The sequence below is a fragment of the Thermovibrio ammonificans HB-1 genome (assembly GCF_000185805.1).
Classification (GTDB): Bacteria; Aquificota; Aquificia; order Desulfurobacteriales; family Desulfurobacteriaceae; genus Thermovibrio; species Thermovibrio ammonificans.
This window is the reverse complement of sequence record NC_014926.1, coordinates 271681-288807: the sequence shown is the minus strand read 5'-3', so window position 1 is coordinate 288807 and position 17127 is coordinate 271681. Positions and strand designations below refer to the sequence as shown.

The window sequence follows — 17127 nt, the reverse complement described above, 5'->3', positions numbered from 1 at the left end:
AAAAGCCGAGGAAGGAATCACTCCTCCCTCGTTAACTTGTAGCCCAGCCTGGGAAGGGTTTTGAGGAATTTACCCTTGTCTCCCAGCTTCTTCCTCAGCCTGCTTATGTAAACGTCTACCGTTCTCGTTGTCTCGTTGTGTTCAACGCCCCATATCTTCTCCAGGAGCTCTTCCCGGGAGAAGAGCTGCTCCGGGTGTTCCAGGAAGAACTCAAGGAGCTGAAGCTCCGTTTTTGTAAGGTGAATCGGCTTTCCGTCTACGGTAACCGACTTAGAGCGCTTGTCCTCTACTATCCCCTCAAACTCAAGCACCTCGCTGTAGCCGGCACGCCTTAGAACCGCCTCTATGCGGGCAAGGAGCTCCTTAATGCTGAAGGGTTTTGTAACGTAGTCGTCGGCTCCGGCCTCAAGGCCGTGGACTTTGGTGTCTTCGTCGCCGATAGCGGTAAGGACGATTATCGGGGTGTCCTTGTTGATTCCCCTGAGGCGAACCTCCCTACAGAGGTCTAAACCGTTTACCCCGGGGAGCATAAGGTCTAAAACAATTATGTCGTACTTACGGCTCTTAAGGAGCTCCCTGGCCTCTAAGCCGTCTTGAACCCACTCTACGTCGTAGCCCTTGTTCTTTAAGTAGTAGGTGACAAGTTCCCCTATGGAGTCGTCGTCTTCAACCAGGAGAACTCTGGCCATTGCACCTCCTTTAGAGCTTGAAGTTGAAGGGGAGAAGCTCTCCGAGGGTGAACTTCTCTTCCTCCTTACCGTTTGTCACAACAACCTGAAAGTCTTCAGGGAAGAACTCCGAAAGCACCTGCCTGCAGGCGCCGCAAGGGTAGGGCATAACCTGGGGAGAGTAGATGAAAATCCCTTCAAAATCCCGCAACCCGCGGGAGACGGCAGAGAATACAGCACTTCGCTCTGCACATACGGTAAGGCCGTAAGAGGCGTTCTCTACGTTCACCCCAACAACGGGACCTTTTGGGCCGAACAGGACTGCAACAACCTGAACGCCCGAGTAGGGGCAGTAGCAGTTCTCAAGGTGCTCCCTGGCAACTTTTAAAAGCTCTACGCTCTTCAACTCTCCTCCGTTAAAAGAAGTCCTCTGCGCCTTAAATCTTGAAGGTAAGCCAGAACTTCCTCATCGGTCAAGTCGTGGAAGTCTGCGTAGAAGGAGGCAACGGCGAAGGGAAGCTCCCTGCTAACGTGAAGGCAGAAAACCCGGTCGCAGAACTCCCTCAGAACCTTCAAAGCCTTTTCGGAGCAGACGGGAGCAACGCACCATATCCGCTCGGGCTGAAGCCATCTTAAAAAGCTGGCTCCCCTGGCAGCGGTATAGCCGGAGGCAAAACCGTCGTCTATCACAACGGCGAGCCTGCCGAAAAGGTCCGGGTAGCGAGAGCTCCCCCTGTAAACCCTCTCCCTTCTCTTCACCTCTTCAAGGACTTTCCGGCCGACCTCAACAACCGTGTCCATAGAGACTCTTCCCCCCAAAGTATCGGCCCAAAAAACCGTGCCGTCTGGTGCCATGGCCCCAAAGCCGGCCTCGGGGTTCCAGGGAGCGGGGAGCTTCTTCACAACAACAAGGTCAAGGGGTAACTCCTTCTCAACGGCAACTGCGTAAGCAACGGGAACCCCCCCGCGGGGAACGGCAAACAAAACGGCATTATCAGGAATCTGAAGCTGCTCGGCAAGCTTCAACCCGGCATCGAATCTGTTCTCAAAAAGGAGCACATTCAACCCCAAAAACTCCTTTCTTTAAAATTAGAACCCTTACGGAGGAAACGGTGAAAAGCGTTAAAGCGGTATTCCGAAACGGAGTCTTCGTTCCGTTAGAGCCCTGTAACCCCAAAGAGGGAACGGAAGCGATAGTGGTGTTTGCAGAGGAAGGGGAGGCGGAAAGACCCCGGTGGTGGGACAAACTGGCCGTTCCGGAGGAGAAAAAGCGGGCGGTCAGAAGGCTCTCCCAACTACTGAGGTCCCTTCCCCACAGGGAAGTGAGGGCCGTTGTAAGGGAAGGAGAGGTGGAGCTCTTTGTAATAGTGGAGAACGAAAGGGAGGCGGTAAAACCCGTAATGGAAAAAGGGATAAAGGTGTTTGAGGAGACGGGCACCTACCTGCCGATTCAGGTTATCTCCACCCGAAGGCTCAAGAGGTGGCAGGAGCTCAACTCTCCCATCTACTCTGAAATCACTTCGGGAGTTAAGGTAGATGAACCGTAAAGAGATAGAGCGCTTGCCGGTAGGCGGACTCGAGGTTACAGAGGTAAAAATCTACCCTTTCGACCTTACGGGAATAGGCGGTAGCGTAAAGGCGGTGGCAACTGTGAAGATTAACGATATCCTGCAGATAAAGGATATAAAAATCATATATTCAAATAAGGGCTACTTCATACAGATGCCCTCCAAGAAGAGCCGAACCGGGGAGTTTATCCCGGTTGTAGAGCCGCTCAGCAAGGAGCTTTACGCCCACATAAGGCGTAAGGTCCTTGATGAGTTTAAGCGGATTATGGAGAGGTACGATGAGGAAGTTGATATTAACCCTTAGCGGGCTGGCCCTTCTGGCAACCGCCGGCTGCGGCACCGACACCACCCTCTCAAAAGAGGACGCAGCCCTGCTCGGAGCCTTAGGGGGAGCCGCAATAGGGGCCGCAACCCACAAACACTACAAGTCGCCGGCAAAAGATGCAGCCCTATACGGCGCCGTTGCCGGGGGAATTCTCGGCTACGTTTTCGGAAGCGACAGGGAGAGCACCCACACAGTAAGCGCCCAGAGCGACTACGAAATAAAGACGAAAGACGGCAGGGTAATCCACGTCCACGAAGACTGGTACACCGTAGACAGCCAACCGGCCCCCTCTGTTAAGTAGGGCTACATCGGGCCGAGGGTCTCTTTCACCCACGGAGTCACAAAGCCGTTACGGTAGAGGAAGAGGGCAAGGAGGTGCTTCGGCGCCTGAGAGTGCCACAGCCCCAAGTGGATAAAGAGGCCTATAAAGCCGAAAAAGAGGGCCACCGATAGAAGGGCGTGTAAAAGGGGTGAGAAGCGCCTTCCGAGAACCTCCGGGGCAATAGAGGCCGTAGGGCACTTGCCGGAGCAGTCTAAACAGGCCGTACACTCGGTGTTGTTAAACTCAACCATATTCGAAGGTTTCAGCCCCACGAAACAGCCGTTACACGAGCCGCACCCCTTGCAGGTACACCTGTCGCGGCGAATCCTAACCAGGGAAAAGAGGTTGAAAACCCCGTAAAGGGCACCCAGCGGACACAGGTACCTACACCAGAAGCGGGGGATAAAGAGGGAAAAGAGAAGAATCAGCGCCATAACGGCTGCTGCAAGGGGGTGTTCACCTTTGAGGAGCTCCACCCACCACTTAAAGAGGGAGATATCTGCCGAGGCGTTGGATGTTTGGGCTATGGCGACCATAACCTGCGGGGGAAACCGGACCATAGTGTAGATAAACCAGCCGGCAATTAAAAACTTGGGAGTTCTTAAAAGGAGGTCCAAAAGGCCGTAGTAGCGCCAGGAGGTAAGCCTCTTGCCTAAACCGCTCAGGGCCTTTAGGTTAATGAACCTTTTCCTAAGGCCGGTGAGGAGGTCAAGGAAAGTCCCGACAACGCACACGTAGGAGCAGAACACCTTCCCCACAAGGAGGGTTGTCAGCACGGAGGCAAGGATAATAGCCATTGCGGCAGGGTGGAAGGGGTCGGTAATTCCGGTTTTCAGTTTCATTATGATGTCGAAGGTGCCCACTATCGGACAGAAGGCGTCGGTAGCGTCGGGCTTGGGAGCACCGTAGTAGACAAAGCGGTAGAAGCGGTAAACCTCCCACACCATCAGAACGAAGACTGCAGCCTGAACAGCCCTCCTGAAAAGGGGTCTTAAGCGGGAACCGTTCAACAGGCACTCCAGCGGAGTTTAAGAATTGAATCAATCTAATTATTAATCAAGTTATCAAAATATGCAAGAAACGGGGCAACAACCCCCTTGTTCTCGGTAAACAGCCCCCTGCCGCCGGAGTAAACGTATAGGAGCTTCCCGCCGTCGACTATAAGCAGGTAACTGCAGTCCACCTTCTTCTCAACGTAAACGCCCCCTAAGCGCGATATCTCCCTCTTACACGGCTCATCGAAAACGCCAACGGCCAAAACCTTAACCCCCTCTTTCAGGTAGCGGCCGAGGTTCCCCCTGCAGCCGAATGTGAACAGCGGCCTGATGCCCGCCACCTTCACGCTCTCCCGGGCCGAGGAGATAAGCCTTAGGGCGGTTGAAGTTATCGCCTTTTCACCCTCTATGGTGAAAACTTCACCGCCGGAGGGCGAGGGAAACTCAACCTGCCTCGATACGAGCCGCTCAACCTCCTCTATCAACCCCCTCAGGAAGCGCTCACGCCGCTCAAACTCGAGCTTCAGTTGGTAGAGTCTGTTCAGGAGGGCCTCCCTCACGGGAAAGGGAACGTAGAGCTTGGGGCGGGAGTTAACAACCTGAACGAAACCCTTATCCTCAAGGGAGGAAAGGGAGTCGTAAACCCGCTGAGGCGGAACAGAGGATACTTTGGAAACCTCTGAGGCGGGTGCCTTACCCAGCCTCAGGAGCGCAAGATAGCAGCGGGCCTCGTAGGAGTTGAGGCCGAATTCTTTTAGAAGCTCTTCTACTTCGAAGCTCTCTCTCTGAGACAACCCCACTCTCCAACAGATGAAGTTCTGCTATGTTATACTAAACCAAATTTCACCACTTTAAAGTGGTAAAAGGAGGGACCATGGAAAGGAGAGACTTCCTCAAGAAGGGGCTCATAGCCGGACTCGGGGTTGCAGTTGGGGGTGTTACGGGCCTGAAGGCGGCACTCGGAGAGACAAAAGACCCGAAGCTCCCCTTCCCCTACGTTAAACTCGACCCGAAAGAGATAGCAGACAGGGCATACAGCGAGTACTTCAAACACGAATGCTGCGACGGCGTTTTCAGAACGATAATAGACGCACTCAAGGAGAAAGTCGGTGGCCCTTACATGGGAATACCCTCCCTTATGTTCTGGTACGGCGGGGGCGGTATAGCCGGCTGGGGAACTGTATGCGGAACCCTAAACGGCGCAGCCGCCATTTTTAACCTTACCTGTAAAGACTTCAAGCCGATGATAGACACCCTGTTTGAGTGGTACCAGAACACCCAGCTACCCACCTACCAGCCGCCGGTCTGCAAGCCGGGCCTTGAGAAGTTTCCCAAGAGCGTGGCCCACTCTCCCCTGTGCCACGTATCGGTTCAGAGGTGGTGCCAGGTGGCTTCGGTCTTCTTCGGCAGGCCGATACTCTACAACAGCAAAGAGCGCTCAGAAAGGTGCGCAAGGCTAACGGCCACAGTTGCGGCCAAAACGGTAGAGCTACTGAACGCCTACCACTTCGAGGGCTTCAAGCCCAAGCCGATAAAGGGAAGGCAGAAGACTAAGATGGACTGCCGCGTCTGCCACGAAGCGGCAATGAAAGAGCTCTCTTAAAGAAGGAGGGCTTAAAGCCCTCCTTCCGTTAAAAGGTCAGAACCTTATCGCTGTCGAGAACCCACTCAACAAGGTCGTTCATCGTGGCCTTCTCCGCCCCCTCAAAGTAGGGCTTACCCTTATGAATCCCGCAGCGGGCCATACAGGTTCCGCACACTTTAACGGGAACTCCCTTTGAAATCAGCTCCTTAAGCATCGCAACAAGGTCTTGGTCGTAGGAGTCGGGTTTAACGGTTTCCTCCCTTGCAAGGTCAACAGCATCGTTCATCAGGAAAATCCTCACAACGGCTCCCTTTTCAAGGAGCTTTCCCGCAAGCCGCAGCGCATTCCAGGTAACATCGGTGCCGTCGTAAGGCTGCCTGTTCAGAATCAGCAAGACCCTCATACCAACCTCCGAAACCGGTTTAAGCCCCTATTTTAAGGGAGGCCCCGGGTAAAAAGGTTAACCGAGAAGCTCCCTTAAAAACCTACCGGTCCAGGTATTCGTTTTTGCAACCTCCTCGGGGGTTCCGGTGGCAACAACCTCTCCGCCCCTGTCTCCCCCTTCGGGGCCCAGGTCCACTATCCAGTCTGCACACTTTATAAGGTCGAGGTTGTGCTCAATCACAATAACGGTGTTACCCTTATCAACGAGCCTCTGAAGAACCGATATAAGCTTCTTAACATCGTGAATGTGAAGCCCCGTTGTAGGTTCATCGAGAATGTAAACCGTTTTTCCCGTAGCCCTCTTAGAGAGCTCCTTAGCAAGCTTTACCCTCTGGGCTTCCCCTCCCGAGAGGGTGGTTGCCGGCTGTCCGAGCTTTATGTAGCCGAGGCCAACATCGTACAAAGTCTTCAGCTTGTTAAAAATTTTCGGGTGGTTCTTGAAAAACTCCATGGCCTCTTCAACCGTCATCTCCAGAACTTCGTAGATGTTCTTACCCTTATAGGTAATCTCAAGGGTCTCCCTGTTAAACCGCTTACCCCCACAAACGTCGCAAGTCACATAAATATCGGGGAGGAAGTGCATCTCCACCTTTATAAGCCCTTCCCCCTTACACGCCTCACACCTGCCGCCCGGAACGTTAAAAGAGAAACGTCCTTTCTTATAGCCCCTGGCCCGCGCCTCGGGAGTTGAGGCAAAGAGCTCCCTTATGGGAGTAAAAACGTCAACGTAGGTGGCCGGGTTGGAACGAGGAGTCCTGCCGATTGGAGACTGGTCCACCCTAACCACCTTATCAACGTACTCAAGCCCCTCTATACGGTCGTGCTCTCCCGGGTGAACCTTACTGCCGTAGATGTGCCTTGCAAGGGCCTTATAAAGAATCTCGTTAACGAGCGTAGACTTACCCGAACCGGAAACACCCGTAACGCAGATAAACAGCCCCAACGGGAACTCAACCGTGATGTTCTTTAAGTTGTGCTCCCTTGCCCCCACAACCCGGAGCTTCCGCTCCCCGGGCCTCCTGCGCTTTTTCGGCACCTCTATCGATAGCTTCCCCGAAAGGTACTTACCCGTAAGGGAGTCCGGGTGTTTCTTCACCTCTTCCGGGGAGCCGCAGGCAACCACCCTACCCCCGTGCTGGCCGGCTCCGGGGCCCATGTCAACTATGAAGTCGGCGCTCTCTATGGTTTCAAGGTCGTGCTCAACAACCACAACGGTATTCCCCAAATCCCTCAGACCCTTAAGGGTCTCTATCAGCCTCCTGTTATCCCTCTGGTGAAGCCCTATACTGGGCTCGTCGAGAACGTAGAGAACACCCGAAAGCCTTGAACCCACCTGAGTTGCAAGCCTTATCCGCTGAGACTCCCCTCCGGAGAGGGTAGAGGTTCTCCTATCGAGGGTCAGGTAATCGAGGCCCACATCCAAAAGGAACTTCAGCCTGTTCTTTATCTCCTTCAGAATGGGGGTGGCGATTTTCTCCTTCTGCCCCGTAAACTTCAGGCCCTCTATAAAGGCGTAACACTCACCGACCGACATAGACTCAACCTGGGCGATGTTCCTACCTCCAACGTAAACCGAAAGGGCCTCCCGGTTGAGCCTCTTCCCCTTACAGGCTTCACACTCAACCTCGGTAAGGTAGGGCTCTATCAACTCCTTCACGGTTTCCGACTCGGTCTCCCTGTAACGCCGCTCAAGGTGGCGGGCTATCCCCTCAAAGTAGTAGGGCCTGTAGTTTCCCCTGCTGTAGGGAACGGTGTTGTAAACCCGCACCGAACCCTTGGGAGAGTAAAGGAGGAAGTGAAGCTGCTCCCGGGTGAGCTCCTTAACCGGCGTGAGGGGTGAAATTCCCAACTGCTCACAGCCGGTTTCTATAAGGTCCATAAGGTACTCGAACTTCGCCCACTTGGTTATCTCAAAGGCGTAAAGGAGCGGCTTCTCGAAATCGATGAGGAGCTCCGGGTCAACTGCGAGCCTAAAACCGAGCCCCCCGCACTCGGGACACGCCCCCAGAGGGCTGTTAAACGAAAAGAGCCGGGGTGATATCTCCTTAAAACTGAAACCGCAGATGGGACACGAACTCCTCGTGGAGTAGAGCTTCTCCTCGCCGGTATCGTAGTCGTGAACCACAATGAGCCCCTCCGAAAGGGCCGTTGCAAGCTCCACAGAGTCGGCTATGCGGGTCTTATCCTTAGAGGAGACCTTCAGCCTATCTACAACCACCTCAACGGTGTGCTTTACCTTCTTCTCCAACTTAAGAGAAAGAACCTCTTCGGCCCTGTAGAACTTCCCGTCAATCCGGAAACGCCTGAATCCCTGCTTCAAGAGCCTCTCAAGGAGCTCCCTGTGCTCTCCCTTCCGCTCCCTGACAACCGGCGAGAGAATGAGAACCCTCTTACCCTCAAGCTCCAGAACCCTATCCACAATAGACTCTACGGTTTGGGGCTCAACGGGAACGTTACACTCCGGACAGTAGGGCGTTCCCACCCTCGCAAAAAGGAGCCTGAGGTAGTCGTGAATCTCGGTTGTAGTTCCCACAGTTGAGCGGGGGTTTTTAGAAACCGTTTTCTGGTCGATGGCTATGGCCGGAGAGAGTCCCTCTATGGAGTCTACATCGGGCTTCTCCATAAGCTCGAGGAACTGCCTGGCGTAGGCCGAAAGGCTCTCAACGTAACGCCTCTGCCCCTCGGCGTAGAGGGTATCAAAGGCCAGAGAGGATTTCCCGGAACCGGAAACTCCCGTTATAACAACAAGGCTGTTTTTCGGAATCTCAAGGTCTACGTTCTTCAGGTTGTGCTGCCTGGCTCCCCTTACAACAATCTTGCCGCTCATACTCTCCCGAACAAAAGGGTTTAACAGGAAAAAATAGACGCCCGGGAAGCCGTTTCCAACACTTCAACAACTATTTAGAAAATTAGACTTGCACTATTTTGATTTGAAACATAAGTTAAATTCTACCCATCGTCCCTCCGGCACCTCCCCGAAAAAAGAAAGGCCGCCCGAAGGCGGCCCATTCGACTCTTCTACTATATGCAAATGCTACTTGAGAACCACTTCCTTCCAGTACTCCCTGACCATCTCCTTGGTTTTCTCGGGAAGGGGAACGTAGCCGAGTTTAACGGCTATCGGGTCTCCGTGCTTGAAAGACCAGTCGAAGAACTCAATAACGAGCTTGTTACGCTCCTTCCTCTCCCTGGGGAGGAGAATCATACTTGCGGCGGTAAGGGGCCAGCTCTCCTTCCCAGGCTGTAAGAGCAAGTTACCCGGCAGGTAGAAGTGGTCCTTCATAGTCCAGGAAGCGTGGGAGGCCGCAGCTTTAAAGGCTTGCTCCGAGGGCTTCACGAAGTTGCCCTCCTTGGTCTGAAGCTGAGCGGCCGCAAGGTTGTTCTGGAGCTTGTAGGCGTATTCAACGTAGCCTATGGCACCCGGGGTCTGTTTAACGTAGTTTGTAACACCGGCGTTACCCTTTGCGCCTATTCCGGTGGGCCAGTTTACAACTTTGCCGTAACCCACTTTTTCCTTCCACTCCGGAGAAACCTGGCTCAGCCAGTAGGTAAAGTTCCAGGTGGTTCCGGAGCCTTCGGCCCTGTGGATTACGGTTATACGCTGGTGGGAAAGCTTCACACCCGGGTTATCCGACTTAATCTCGGGGTTGTCCCAGTACTTCACCTTACCCAGGAAAATGTCGGCAACGGTCTTGTTGGAGAGCTTCAACTCCCCGTCGCCAACGCCGGGCAGGTTATACACAACAACAATCGCCCCAACTATGGCCGGAAACTGGTAAAGGCGCCTCTTGTCGAGCTCCTTCGGAGAGAGCATCTTGTCGGAACCGCCAAAATCAACGGTTCTCTCGGTAACCTGCCTGATTCCGCCGCCGGAGCCTATACCCTGGTAGTTAACCTTTATACCTGTAGCCTTGTAGTACTCTTTGGCCCAGTTCACGTAAACCGGGTAGGGGAACGTAGCACCTGCACCGTTTATAACCACCTTGGAGCTTTTGTGCCCGGCACTTTCGGACTTACCGCTCTCTTTAGAGCCCGAACCGCCGAAACAGCCGGCAACCAGGGTAACGGCAGGTAGCATTAAGGCAAAAACAGCTTTTTTCCCTTTTAACATAAGAGTTCCCTCCTATCGGCTTTTTCGGTAATTAAACCACAAAACAAATCGGCCTACCACTTAACCTCCGCAACCGCCATAACGGTGTTTGCGTCGGACATACCGGAGTTGGAACCCGCAATGAGCCTATCGTCTGCAACGGTAAGCTTAACGTGGTGGTTGAGCCTATAGTAAACGCCGGCAACGTAGTGCTTCTTCACGTCGTTGGAGCGGTCGGTGTTAGGGTCCCAGTGGTCGTAGCGGGCAAGCAGGCCGGCGGGAACGCCAGTAAAGGGCCTGAGCTTCAAGTCGGCGTTAAAGGAATACCCCCTCTGTTTCACGTCGGGGGCGCTGTAGTAGTGGTCCTTGTCCCAGATGTACTGGCCCGCCACAAGGAAGTAGGGGCCGTTGTAAACGGCGTGAACCTGGTAGATGTGCCTGTCCATACCCAGACCCTTGTAGTCGAAGTTGTGGGCGGTATGGCCCGAGAGCCAGAAGTTCTTGAAGAGGTTCAAAGAGAGCCTTGCCTCAACGGACTTTCCGAAGTGGGAACTCTCCTCCTCTCCGTGGTAACCCTCGCCGTTGAACAGGCCGAACTCCCAAGAAGCTATGCCGTAGTGGCCTTTAAAGTCGGCACCCAGGTCTGCCGAGTTCATAAGGTGGGCACCCCTCTTGTTCTCTATAAGCGTCTCCTCAAGGTCCCTGTGGAACCAGGCATGGTGCTCCTCCCAGTCTATCCAGGGCCTGTGAACCAGACCCAGCTCAACCCCGGTGTGGGGCAGAACACGGTGGAAGTAAACGTAGGCGTACTTGAGCCTTACAACGTAAGAGCCGTTGTCTACGGCGTCGCTCTGCTTAACGTCCAAGGTTGTCCTGAAGTAGTCTTTACCGTTGAAGTAGCCCCTCAGCTCAACGTAGTTCCTTGTTATCTTAAAGGCGTTATGCTCCTTAGAGTTTTCGGTGTCGTAGTCCCAGTGAATGTAGGCCGTTCCCCCAACCTTCAGCTTCCTATCCGACGTGACAACGGGCGTAGAGGGCGAAACGGTGCTCTTGGGAATGGAAATCTCAACGGGCTTCCTGCCAGGCCCCGGAGTAAGGTAGAGCCTACCTTCACTGTCTACGTAGAGCTTGCTCACAGGCACGCCGTTGATGAGAATAGTCGCTCCGCTTGCGGCTCCGCCCGAAAGTAGGGCAACCAAAGCCCCCAAAAGCAGTTTTCTCATCGGCTCCTCCCGTTGTATACTGTGTTACCGTAGAGTTTATTACCAAAGGAGTTAAGAATTTGTTAAAGGGAGGGGCAATGAAGAGGTTTATTCCCCTTTTAAGCTCCCTGCTGATTCTCGCATCCTGCGTCAGCTACACGCTAACGGTTCCGCAAACGGAGGTTAACGCCAAAGTAAAAAAGGTTTTCCCCGTTAAAAAGCGCTACTCGCTTGCAGAGGTAGTTCTAAAGAACCCCCAAGTTAACCTCCTCAACGGCAACAGGGGAGAAGTTAAACTGAGCTACGTGCTGAACCTGGCGGGAGTGAAGAAGATAAAGGGAAGCCTGGACGCCATAGGCCGCTTCGAGTACGACCCGAAGAGTGCAACCGTTTACCTTACCGGGCTTGAAGTTAAGGGCATTAAGCTCGGCGGAAAGGAGTTTAACGCCCGGAAGTGGAGCAGCCTCATAGAACGGCTGCTGGGGGAGAAGCTCTACAGAATTCCCGTTTATACAATTAAAGGCTCAAAGGCGAAGCTGGTAAAAGGAGTAGAGGTGAAGAACGGCAAACTCCTGATAAAACTGGGGATGTAGCCTGCCGGCTACTTCCCCTTAGACTGGGCCTTCTCAAGGTAGGTGGCTATAAGCCTTGAAACTTTAAAGTTCTTACTCTCGTTTGCAAGGTCGAGGGGAGTTTTACCCCTGTTGTTCTTAACGTTGGGGTTTGCTCCGTTTTCAAGGAGAACCTTGGCAACGGCTTCACTCCCCTTGGTAGTGGCACAGTAGTGGAGGGGAGTGTTCCCGTAGTTGTCCTTAGCGTTCACATCTGCCCCGTGTTCTATTAAGAGCTTGGCAAGCCTGGGCCTGTTGTAAATGGCCGTAAGGTGAAGGGGGGTGTAGCCGTACTTATCGGTGGCGTTTACCTTTGCACCGTGCTCTATAAGGAGCTTGGCAACTCTATAGCTACCCCTTACGACCGCCTCGTGTAAGGGGGTGAGGCCGAAGTAGTCGGTGGCGTTCACATTTGCACCGTGCTCTATAAGGAACTTGGCGAACTCAACGTTGTCTGCGTCTACGGCGTAGTAGAGGGGAGTTTGGTCGAACTTGTTACGGTAGTCTACGGGTACTCTACCCGACGCAATGAGCTCTTCCGCTTTCTTAAAGTCGCCGCTCCTTAGAGAGAGGAAGAACTCCCTCTTTGTCTGCCTGTCGAGCTTCACCTCCTTAACAGGCTTTGCCGGAGGCTGAGCGGCAAAGGCTCCGGTAGCAGAAACGGCAAAAGCGGCAAAAGCTGCTAAAGCTGCTCTTCTCATATCAGCTCTCCTTTAAGGAAGACAGGGTATTGATAAGGTCGTCGAGGTCTTTAACCTGAATGTAGAGCTTCCTGTCGGGGGTAAAAGTTCCCCCGCTCTCCTTAACAAACTCCACCAAGCGCTCGGGCGACACGGCAACCTCATCGCCGAAAGCTATTATAACCCTTCCGGAGGGGGCCATGGCTACCTCCTTCACCCCGAGCTCCTTGGCTATCCGCTTGAGCTTCATAACCTTAAACAGGTTAACGAGGGGGTCTGGAAGGTATCCCCTAACCTCTTTCAACTTCTCAAGGAGCTCGTCGGGGTTGGCAGAGGCGGCAAGCTGGCTGTAGAGCTTGAGCTTCTCCTTCGGGTCTTCCACAAAGTCTTCGGGTATAAAGGCTTCGTAGGGAAGGTTTATCTTAACGTCTCCCGACTCCTCCTGCTCCTTGGCCACCTCTTCAAAGAGCTTCATGTAAAGGTCGAGCCCCACAGACTCTACAAAACCGCTCTGCTTGGGCCCGAGCAGCGTGCCGGCACCCCTTATCTCAAGGTCTTTAAGGGCAAGCCGGAAACCTCCCCCCAGGGGGGCGAGCTTCTTCATCGCCTCCAGCCTCTTAACGGCCTCGGCTGTAAGCTTCACCCCGGGAGTTGTAAACAGGTAACAGTAACCCTTCTCAACGCCCCTGCCGACCCTACCTTTAAGCTGGTAGAGCTGGGAAAGGCCGAACCTTTCCGCCCCTATAACTATCAGGGTATTGGCCGTGGGAACGTCAAGGCCCGACTCAACTATTGCCGTAGAGACAAGGACCTGAAGCTCTCCCTCGAAGAACTGGTGCATAACCTTTTCTATCTGGGAGCTCCTCATCTGACCGTGAACAACCCCCACCTTAACGCCCGGGAAGAGCCGCTCAACCTTCTCCTTTATCTCCTCAAGCTTTGAGATGTCGTTCTGAACTATGAAAACCTGGCCGCCCCTGGCCAACTCCCTCTCTATCGCCGCCTTAAACAGCTCGTCGCTGTAGCGGGAAACAACAACCTTGGTTCCGCGCCTCCCCGCCGGAGGGGTCTCTATGAGGGAGATATCCCTAAAGCCAGAAAGGGCAGAGTAGAGGGTTCTGGGGATGGGCGTAGCCGAAAGGTAGAGAACGTCTATGTTAGACTTCAGCTTAGTCAGCTTCTCCTTGGTCTTCACGCCGAAGCGGTGCTCTTCGTCTATTATCAAAAGCCCCAGGTCTTTAAACTCAACGTCGTCCTGGGTTAACCGGTGGGTTCCTATAACTATGTCCACTTCGCCCCTTTTGAGCTTCTCGAGAATCTCCCTCTGCTCCTTCTTGCTCTTAAAACGGGAGAGCATCTCTATTTTTACGGGAAAGCCCTTAAAACGCTTTCTGAAAGTCCTGTAGTGCTGGTCGGCAAGAACGGTAGTAGGGGCTATAACTGCAACCTGTTTACCCGACGTTACCGCCTTCATGGCGGCCCTCATGGCAACCTCGGTCTTCCCGAAGCCCACGTCGCCGCAGATGAGGCGGTCCATCGGGCGTTCCGACTCCATATCCCTGTAAACTTCCCTTATGGCCTTCGACTGGTCCGGGGTGAGCCTGTAGGGGAAGCGCCTCTCGAACTCCCTTAAGAGGGCCTCGTCGCCCTTGAGCCTTTCGCCTACGGCGCTCTTACGCTCCTTGTAGAGCTGGGCAAGCTCCTTTGCAAACTTCACCAGAGAGGCCTTTACCCGCCTCTCAAGGTTCTTCCAGGAGGTTCCGCCCAGCTTGTCGAGCTTGGGGGTCTTCCCCCTGTAGCCGGTGTACCTGTAGATGCGGTCTATCTGGGTAAAGGGAGCGTAAAGCCTCTCGCCGCCGGCATACTCAATCTCGATAAAGTCGTAAGTTTTCCCTCCTATCTCCCTGCTTACTATTCCCTGGAAAATTCCTATACCGTAATCCCTGTGAACAACAAGGGTTCCCGGTTCAAGGGCCGTAACGTCTTCCTTCTTAGGAGCTTGAGCAACAAAGAGGCTCTCGGTAAGCCAGGCCCTCTTTGAGACATCGAGCCTGAAGCCTCCGGCTGAGTCCCCCTTGAAGAGCTCCAGCTCAACGCCGTAGCCGGCCGCAAGCTTCTCTGCCTCCTCCCTCAGGGTCTCCGTTTGGTAAACAAGGGTCACCCTGTAGCCGGAAAGGCCCTTTAAAACCTCTTTTAGGTTGTCGTCGTCTACCGAGGGCAGGGGTTGAAGCTGGAAGTCTACGGCGTTCTTCACCTTCTTGTCGTACAAGAAGAGCTTCTGGGGCAGCTCAAGCTCACACACAAACTCCTCGGGGGCGGCAGAGGGGATACCTTCCCTCTCAAGGAGCTTGTAGTTCTCCCTCACCTGGGAGAAGAAAGAGTCGGTAACGGCCCTCACCTGGTCGGGCTCCACAACCACGAGGGGAAGCTCACCGGTGTACTCGGTAACTGGAACGAGTTTAACCACCTCGGGCAGAAGCCTCTCTGCACCGCTGAGCTCTCCCAACAGCAGGTGCCTCTCAACCAGCTCTGGGTAGAGCTTCTCAATCTCCTTAAGCCTCTCCCTGCTCTGGGGAAGCTCAAGGGCCGGAGGCAGAATAAACCTCTCTGCAGGAGAGCCGTTTACGCTCAGCTCCTCTACCTCGTCGCCGAAGAACTCAACAACAACCCTCTCGCCGAGGGGAGTCACAAACTCAAGGCTGGAGCCCTTCAACGAGAACTCAAGCTCCTCGGGCTCAGAGTCAACCCTCCTAAAGCCGAGCTCGATAAACCTTTCGGGAAGGCCGGAAACGTCGGCGGTTTCTCCCCTTTTAAACTCAAGGGAGAGCTCTATCAGGAACTCCGGAGGCAGAACCCGCCTGTAGAGGGACTCGGGGGTGAGGACAACGTAGTCAAACTCCCCCTCTAAAAGCTCAAGCAGCGCCCTGTGGCGCAAGTACTGGCTCCTTGCCAGGGGAGAGGAGAGGTCCAGCGGGAGAACGTCGAGGGGAGGCAGGAAGAGGGCCCTAACGCCCAACCTGTTTAAATCTTGGGCAAATGCGTCTGCAAGCTGAGGGGTGGGAACAACCACGAAGCTCGGGGCAACGAGCTTCTTCAGTTTCTTCAGAACGAGGGCTTTTGAAGCTCCCGGAAGGGAGGAGGCCTTTGCCGTCCCCTCTTTGAGCTGGCCGGAAAGAACCTTTAAAGCCCTGTCAAACATCTAAACCTTTAACGGCTCTCCAGGAGTTTCGCTTCTCTCTGCATGAGCTTGTTGAAGAGGTTATCCCAAAAGAGGGTAAGGTTTCCGCCTGCGTTCTCCTTGTAGAAGGCAACGGAGTCCTCTATCTCGCCCTTAAGGAGCTCAAAGAGGTTATCGTTCAAAAGGCCCTTATCTATCTTATCCTGGTTGTAGAGGAAAAAGTCTGCAACGATTGTCCTTGCAAGTCTCTCCGCCTTGGTAGAAGCCACCTTAGCCTCCGAGAAGAGTTATCAGCTTAGAGAGAACTCCCTTCAGCTTCGGCCTCTCCACAACCATATCTATAAGGCCGTGCTCCAGGAGGAACTCCGCCCTCTGGAACCCTTTGGGGAGCTTCTGTCTTATCGTCTGTTCAATAACTCGGGGGCCGGCGAAACCTATAAGAGCCTTAGGCTCTGCAATAATCACGTCTCCAAGAAAGGCAAAGCTTGCCGACACCCCACCCATTGTTGGATGGGTGAGGACCGATATAAAAGGCACCCCCCTTTCCTCAAGACGTGCAAGGGCCGCCGAGGTTTTAGCCATCTGCATAAGGGAGATTATCCCCTCCTGCATCCTCGCCCCGCCGGAGGCGGTGATGCAGATGAAGGGGATACCCTCTTCGGCAGCCCTTTCTATGTTTCTCGTTACCTTCTCGCCGGCCACCGAGCCCATACTGCCGCCCATAAACCGGAAATCGAAGCAGCTTACAAGGGCCTCTTTACCGTCTATTCTGCCCCTGGCGTTAACAACGGAGTCTTTAAGGCCCGTTTTCTTCTGGGCTTCCTCTATCCGCTGAGTGTAGGGCTTACGGTCTTTAAAAGAGAGGTAGTCTACCGGCTCAAGGTCGGCGTCAAGCTCCTGAAAGTCCCCGTTGTCAAACAGCATGTAGAGCCTGTCCCTTGCCGGCACCGGAAAGTGGTAGCCGCACTTAGGACAGACCCACTGGGCGTTCTCAAGCTCCCCCTTAAAGAGGAGAGCCTTACACTCCTCACACTTTACCCACAAACCCGAGGGAAGCTGAAGCTGCCCTTTCTGCTCCGGACGCCTCCTCTTAAAGAGCCGGTCTAACATCTACTATCCCCTGAAGCAGGCTATCTGAGGGAGCAGGTTCAGAAGCTCCCTGAAGGCCTCGGAAGAAATCGTATAGTAAACTTTATTCCCCTTACGGGTTTTGGCAACGATTCCCTTGTAACGCAGGGTCCTCAGGTGCTGAGAGAGTGAAGACTGGGAGATGCCGAGCTCCTGCTCAAGGTCGGTAACGCACATGGGTTTGTCTTTAAGCGTAAAGAGGATTTTTAGCCTCACAGGAGATGCCAGAGCCTTCAGGCACTCAGCGCCCTCTTCAATCCTGTCGTCGTCGAGGATAATGTTCTCCTTCTTCTCCGCCATACCGCCTCCCACAGAATCTTTACTAAAGATT

At 53.9% G+C, this 17127-nt stretch carries 19 protein-coding genes; 5 read left to right on the top strand and 14 right to left on the bottom strand.

Annotated elements, in window-relative coordinates:
- Positions 1-17: 17 nt before the first annotated feature.
- From THEAM_RS01660 to THEAM_RS01650, 3 genes are read right to left on the bottom strand one after another with little or no spacing between them, the layout of a single operon-like run.
- On the bottom strand, positions 18-689 hold the full coding sequence (locus THEAM_RS01660; RefSeq protein WP_013537084.1) for a response regulator transcription factor: 672 nt from the start codon (positions 687-689) through the stop codon (positions 18-20).
- Positions 690-699: 10 nt separating this feature from the next.
- Positions 700-1074: a cytidine deaminase gene (gene cdd, locus THEAM_RS01655; RefSeq protein ID WP_013537083.1), complete on the bottom strand. Its 375-nt coding sequence runs from the start codon at positions 1072-1074 to the stop codon at positions 700-702.
- Complete coding sequence (locus tag THEAM_RS01650) at positions 1071-1727, bottom strand: phosphoribosyltransferase (protein ID WP_232203433.1); 657 nt, start codon at positions 1725-1727, stop codon at positions 1071-1073. Before THEAM_RS01650 ends, cdd begins: the two co-directional genes overlap by 4 nt.
- A 53-nt stretch (positions 1728-1780) precedes the next feature.
- On the opposite strand from THEAM_RS01650, the gene THEAM_RS01645 reads away from it, so the two are divergent.
- From THEAM_RS01645 to THEAM_RS01635, 3 genes are read left to right on the top strand one after another with little or no spacing between them, the layout of a single operon-like run.
- Positions 1781-2215 carry an antitoxin AF2212-like protein gene (locus tag THEAM_RS01645; RefSeq protein ID WP_013537081.1) on the top strand — a complete coding sequence of 145 codons (435 nt, stop codon included), beginning with the start codon at positions 1781-1783 and terminating at the stop codon, positions 2213-2215.
- Positions 2205-2540, top strand: coding sequence for a SpoVG family protein (locus THEAM_RS01640; RefSeq protein WP_013537080.1), 336 nt, complete (start codon positions 2205-2207; stop codon positions 2538-2540). Before THEAM_RS01645 ends, THEAM_RS01640 begins: the two co-directional genes overlap by 11 nt.
- On the top strand, positions 2515-2862 hold the full coding sequence (locus THEAM_RS01635; RefSeq protein WP_013537079.1) for a glycine zipper domain-containing protein: 348 nt from the start codon (positions 2515-2517) through the stop codon (positions 2860-2862). The genes THEAM_RS01640 and THEAM_RS01635 overlap by 26 nt, the downstream gene beginning before the upstream one ends.
- A 2-nt stretch (positions 2863-2864) precedes the next feature.
- Here THEAM_RS01635 and THEAM_RS01630 read toward each other — a convergent pair whose 3' ends face one another.
- Both THEAM_RS01630 and THEAM_RS01625 read right to left on the bottom strand, forming a co-directional pair.
- A complete protein-coding gene (locus THEAM_RS01630) occupies positions 2865-3893 on the bottom strand; it encodes a 4Fe-4S binding protein (protein WP_013537078.1) in 1029 nt (342 codons plus the stop codon).
- A gap of 35 nt (positions 3894-3928) precedes the next feature.
- A complete protein-coding gene (locus tag THEAM_RS01625) occupies positions 3929-4672 on the bottom strand; it encodes a TrmB family transcriptional regulator (RefSeq protein ID WP_013537077.1) in 744 nt (247 codons plus the stop codon).
- 80 nt (positions 4673-4752) lie between these two features.
- On the opposite strand from THEAM_RS01625, the gene THEAM_RS01620 reads away from it, so the two are divergent.
- A complete protein-coding gene (locus tag THEAM_RS01620; protein ID WP_013537076.1) occupies positions 4753-5481 on the top strand; it encodes a C-GCAxxG-C-C family protein in 729 nt (242 codons plus the stop codon).
- A 28-nt stretch (positions 5482-5509) separates the two neighbouring features.
- Here THEAM_RS01620 and THEAM_RS01615 read toward each other — a convergent pair whose 3' ends face one another.
- The 4 genes from THEAM_RS01615 to THEAM_RS01600 all read right to left on the bottom strand — a co-directional run bounded on the left by THEAM_RS01615 (position 5510) and on the right by THEAM_RS01600 (position 11220).
- A complete protein-coding gene (locus THEAM_RS01615; protein WP_013537075.1) occupies positions 5510-5866 on the bottom strand; it encodes a DsrE/DsrF/TusD sulfur relay family protein in 357 nt (118 codons plus the stop codon).
- A 57-nt stretch (positions 5867-5923) separates the two neighbouring features.
- Positions 5924-8734: an excinuclease ABC subunit UvrA gene (uvrA, locus tag THEAM_RS01610; RefSeq protein ID WP_013537074.1), complete on the bottom strand. Its 2811-nt coding sequence runs from the start codon at positions 8732-8734 to the stop codon at positions 5924-5926.
- Positions 8735-8941: 207 nt separating this feature from the next.
- Positions 8942-10018, bottom strand: a complete 1077-nt coding sequence (gene pstS / locus THEAM_RS01605; RefSeq protein ID WP_013537073.1) for a phosphate ABC transporter substrate-binding protein PstS — start codon at positions 10016-10018, stop codon at positions 8942-8944.
- A gap of 53 nt (positions 10019-10071) precedes the next feature.
- Positions 10072-11220 (bottom strand): hypothetical protein, encoded by a 1149-nt coding sequence (locus THEAM_RS01600; RefSeq protein ID WP_013537072.1) that lies wholly within the window; start codon positions 11218-11220, stop codon positions 10072-10074.
- Between the two features lie 77 nt (positions 11221-11297).
- On the opposite strand from THEAM_RS01600, the gene THEAM_RS01595 reads away from it, so the two are divergent.
- Positions 11298-11792 carry a DUF1439 domain-containing protein gene (locus THEAM_RS01595; protein WP_013537071.1) on the top strand — a complete coding sequence of 165 codons (495 nt, stop codon included), beginning with the start codon at positions 11298-11300 and terminating at the stop codon, positions 11790-11792.
- A gap of 8 nt (positions 11793-11800) precedes the next feature.
- Here THEAM_RS01595 and THEAM_RS09365 read toward each other — a convergent pair whose 3' ends face one another.
- The 5 genes from THEAM_RS09365 to THEAM_RS01570 are packed head-to-tail and all read right to left on the bottom strand — an operon-like array spanning position 11801 to position 17096.
- On the bottom strand, positions 11801-12511 hold the full coding sequence (locus THEAM_RS09365; RefSeq protein ID WP_013537070.1) for an ankyrin repeat domain-containing protein: 711 nt from the start codon (positions 12509-12511) through the stop codon (positions 11801-11803).
- 1 nt (position 12512) lies between these two features.
- Positions 12513-15689: a transcription-repair coupling factor gene (gene mfd, locus THEAM_RS01585; RefSeq protein WP_013537069.1), complete on the bottom strand. Its 3177-nt coding sequence runs from the start codon at positions 15687-15689 to the stop codon at positions 12513-12515.
- Between the two features lie 8 nt (positions 15690-15697).
- Positions 15698-15937 (bottom strand): hypothetical protein, encoded by a 240-nt coding sequence (locus tag THEAM_RS01580; RefSeq protein WP_013537068.1) that lies wholly within the window; start codon positions 15935-15937, stop codon positions 15698-15700.
- 1 nt (position 15938) lies between these two features.
- Positions 15939-16778, bottom strand: coding sequence for an acetyl-CoA carboxylase, carboxyltransferase subunit beta (gene accD / locus THEAM_RS01575; protein ID WP_013537067.1), 840 nt, complete (start codon positions 16776-16778; stop codon positions 15939-15941).
- A gap of 3 nt (positions 16779-16781) precedes the next feature.
- Complete coding sequence (locus THEAM_RS01570; RefSeq protein WP_013537066.1) at positions 16782-17096, bottom strand: ArsR/SmtB family transcription factor; 315 nt, start codon at positions 17094-17096, stop codon at positions 16782-16784.
- Positions 17097-17127: the final 31 nt, after the last annotated feature.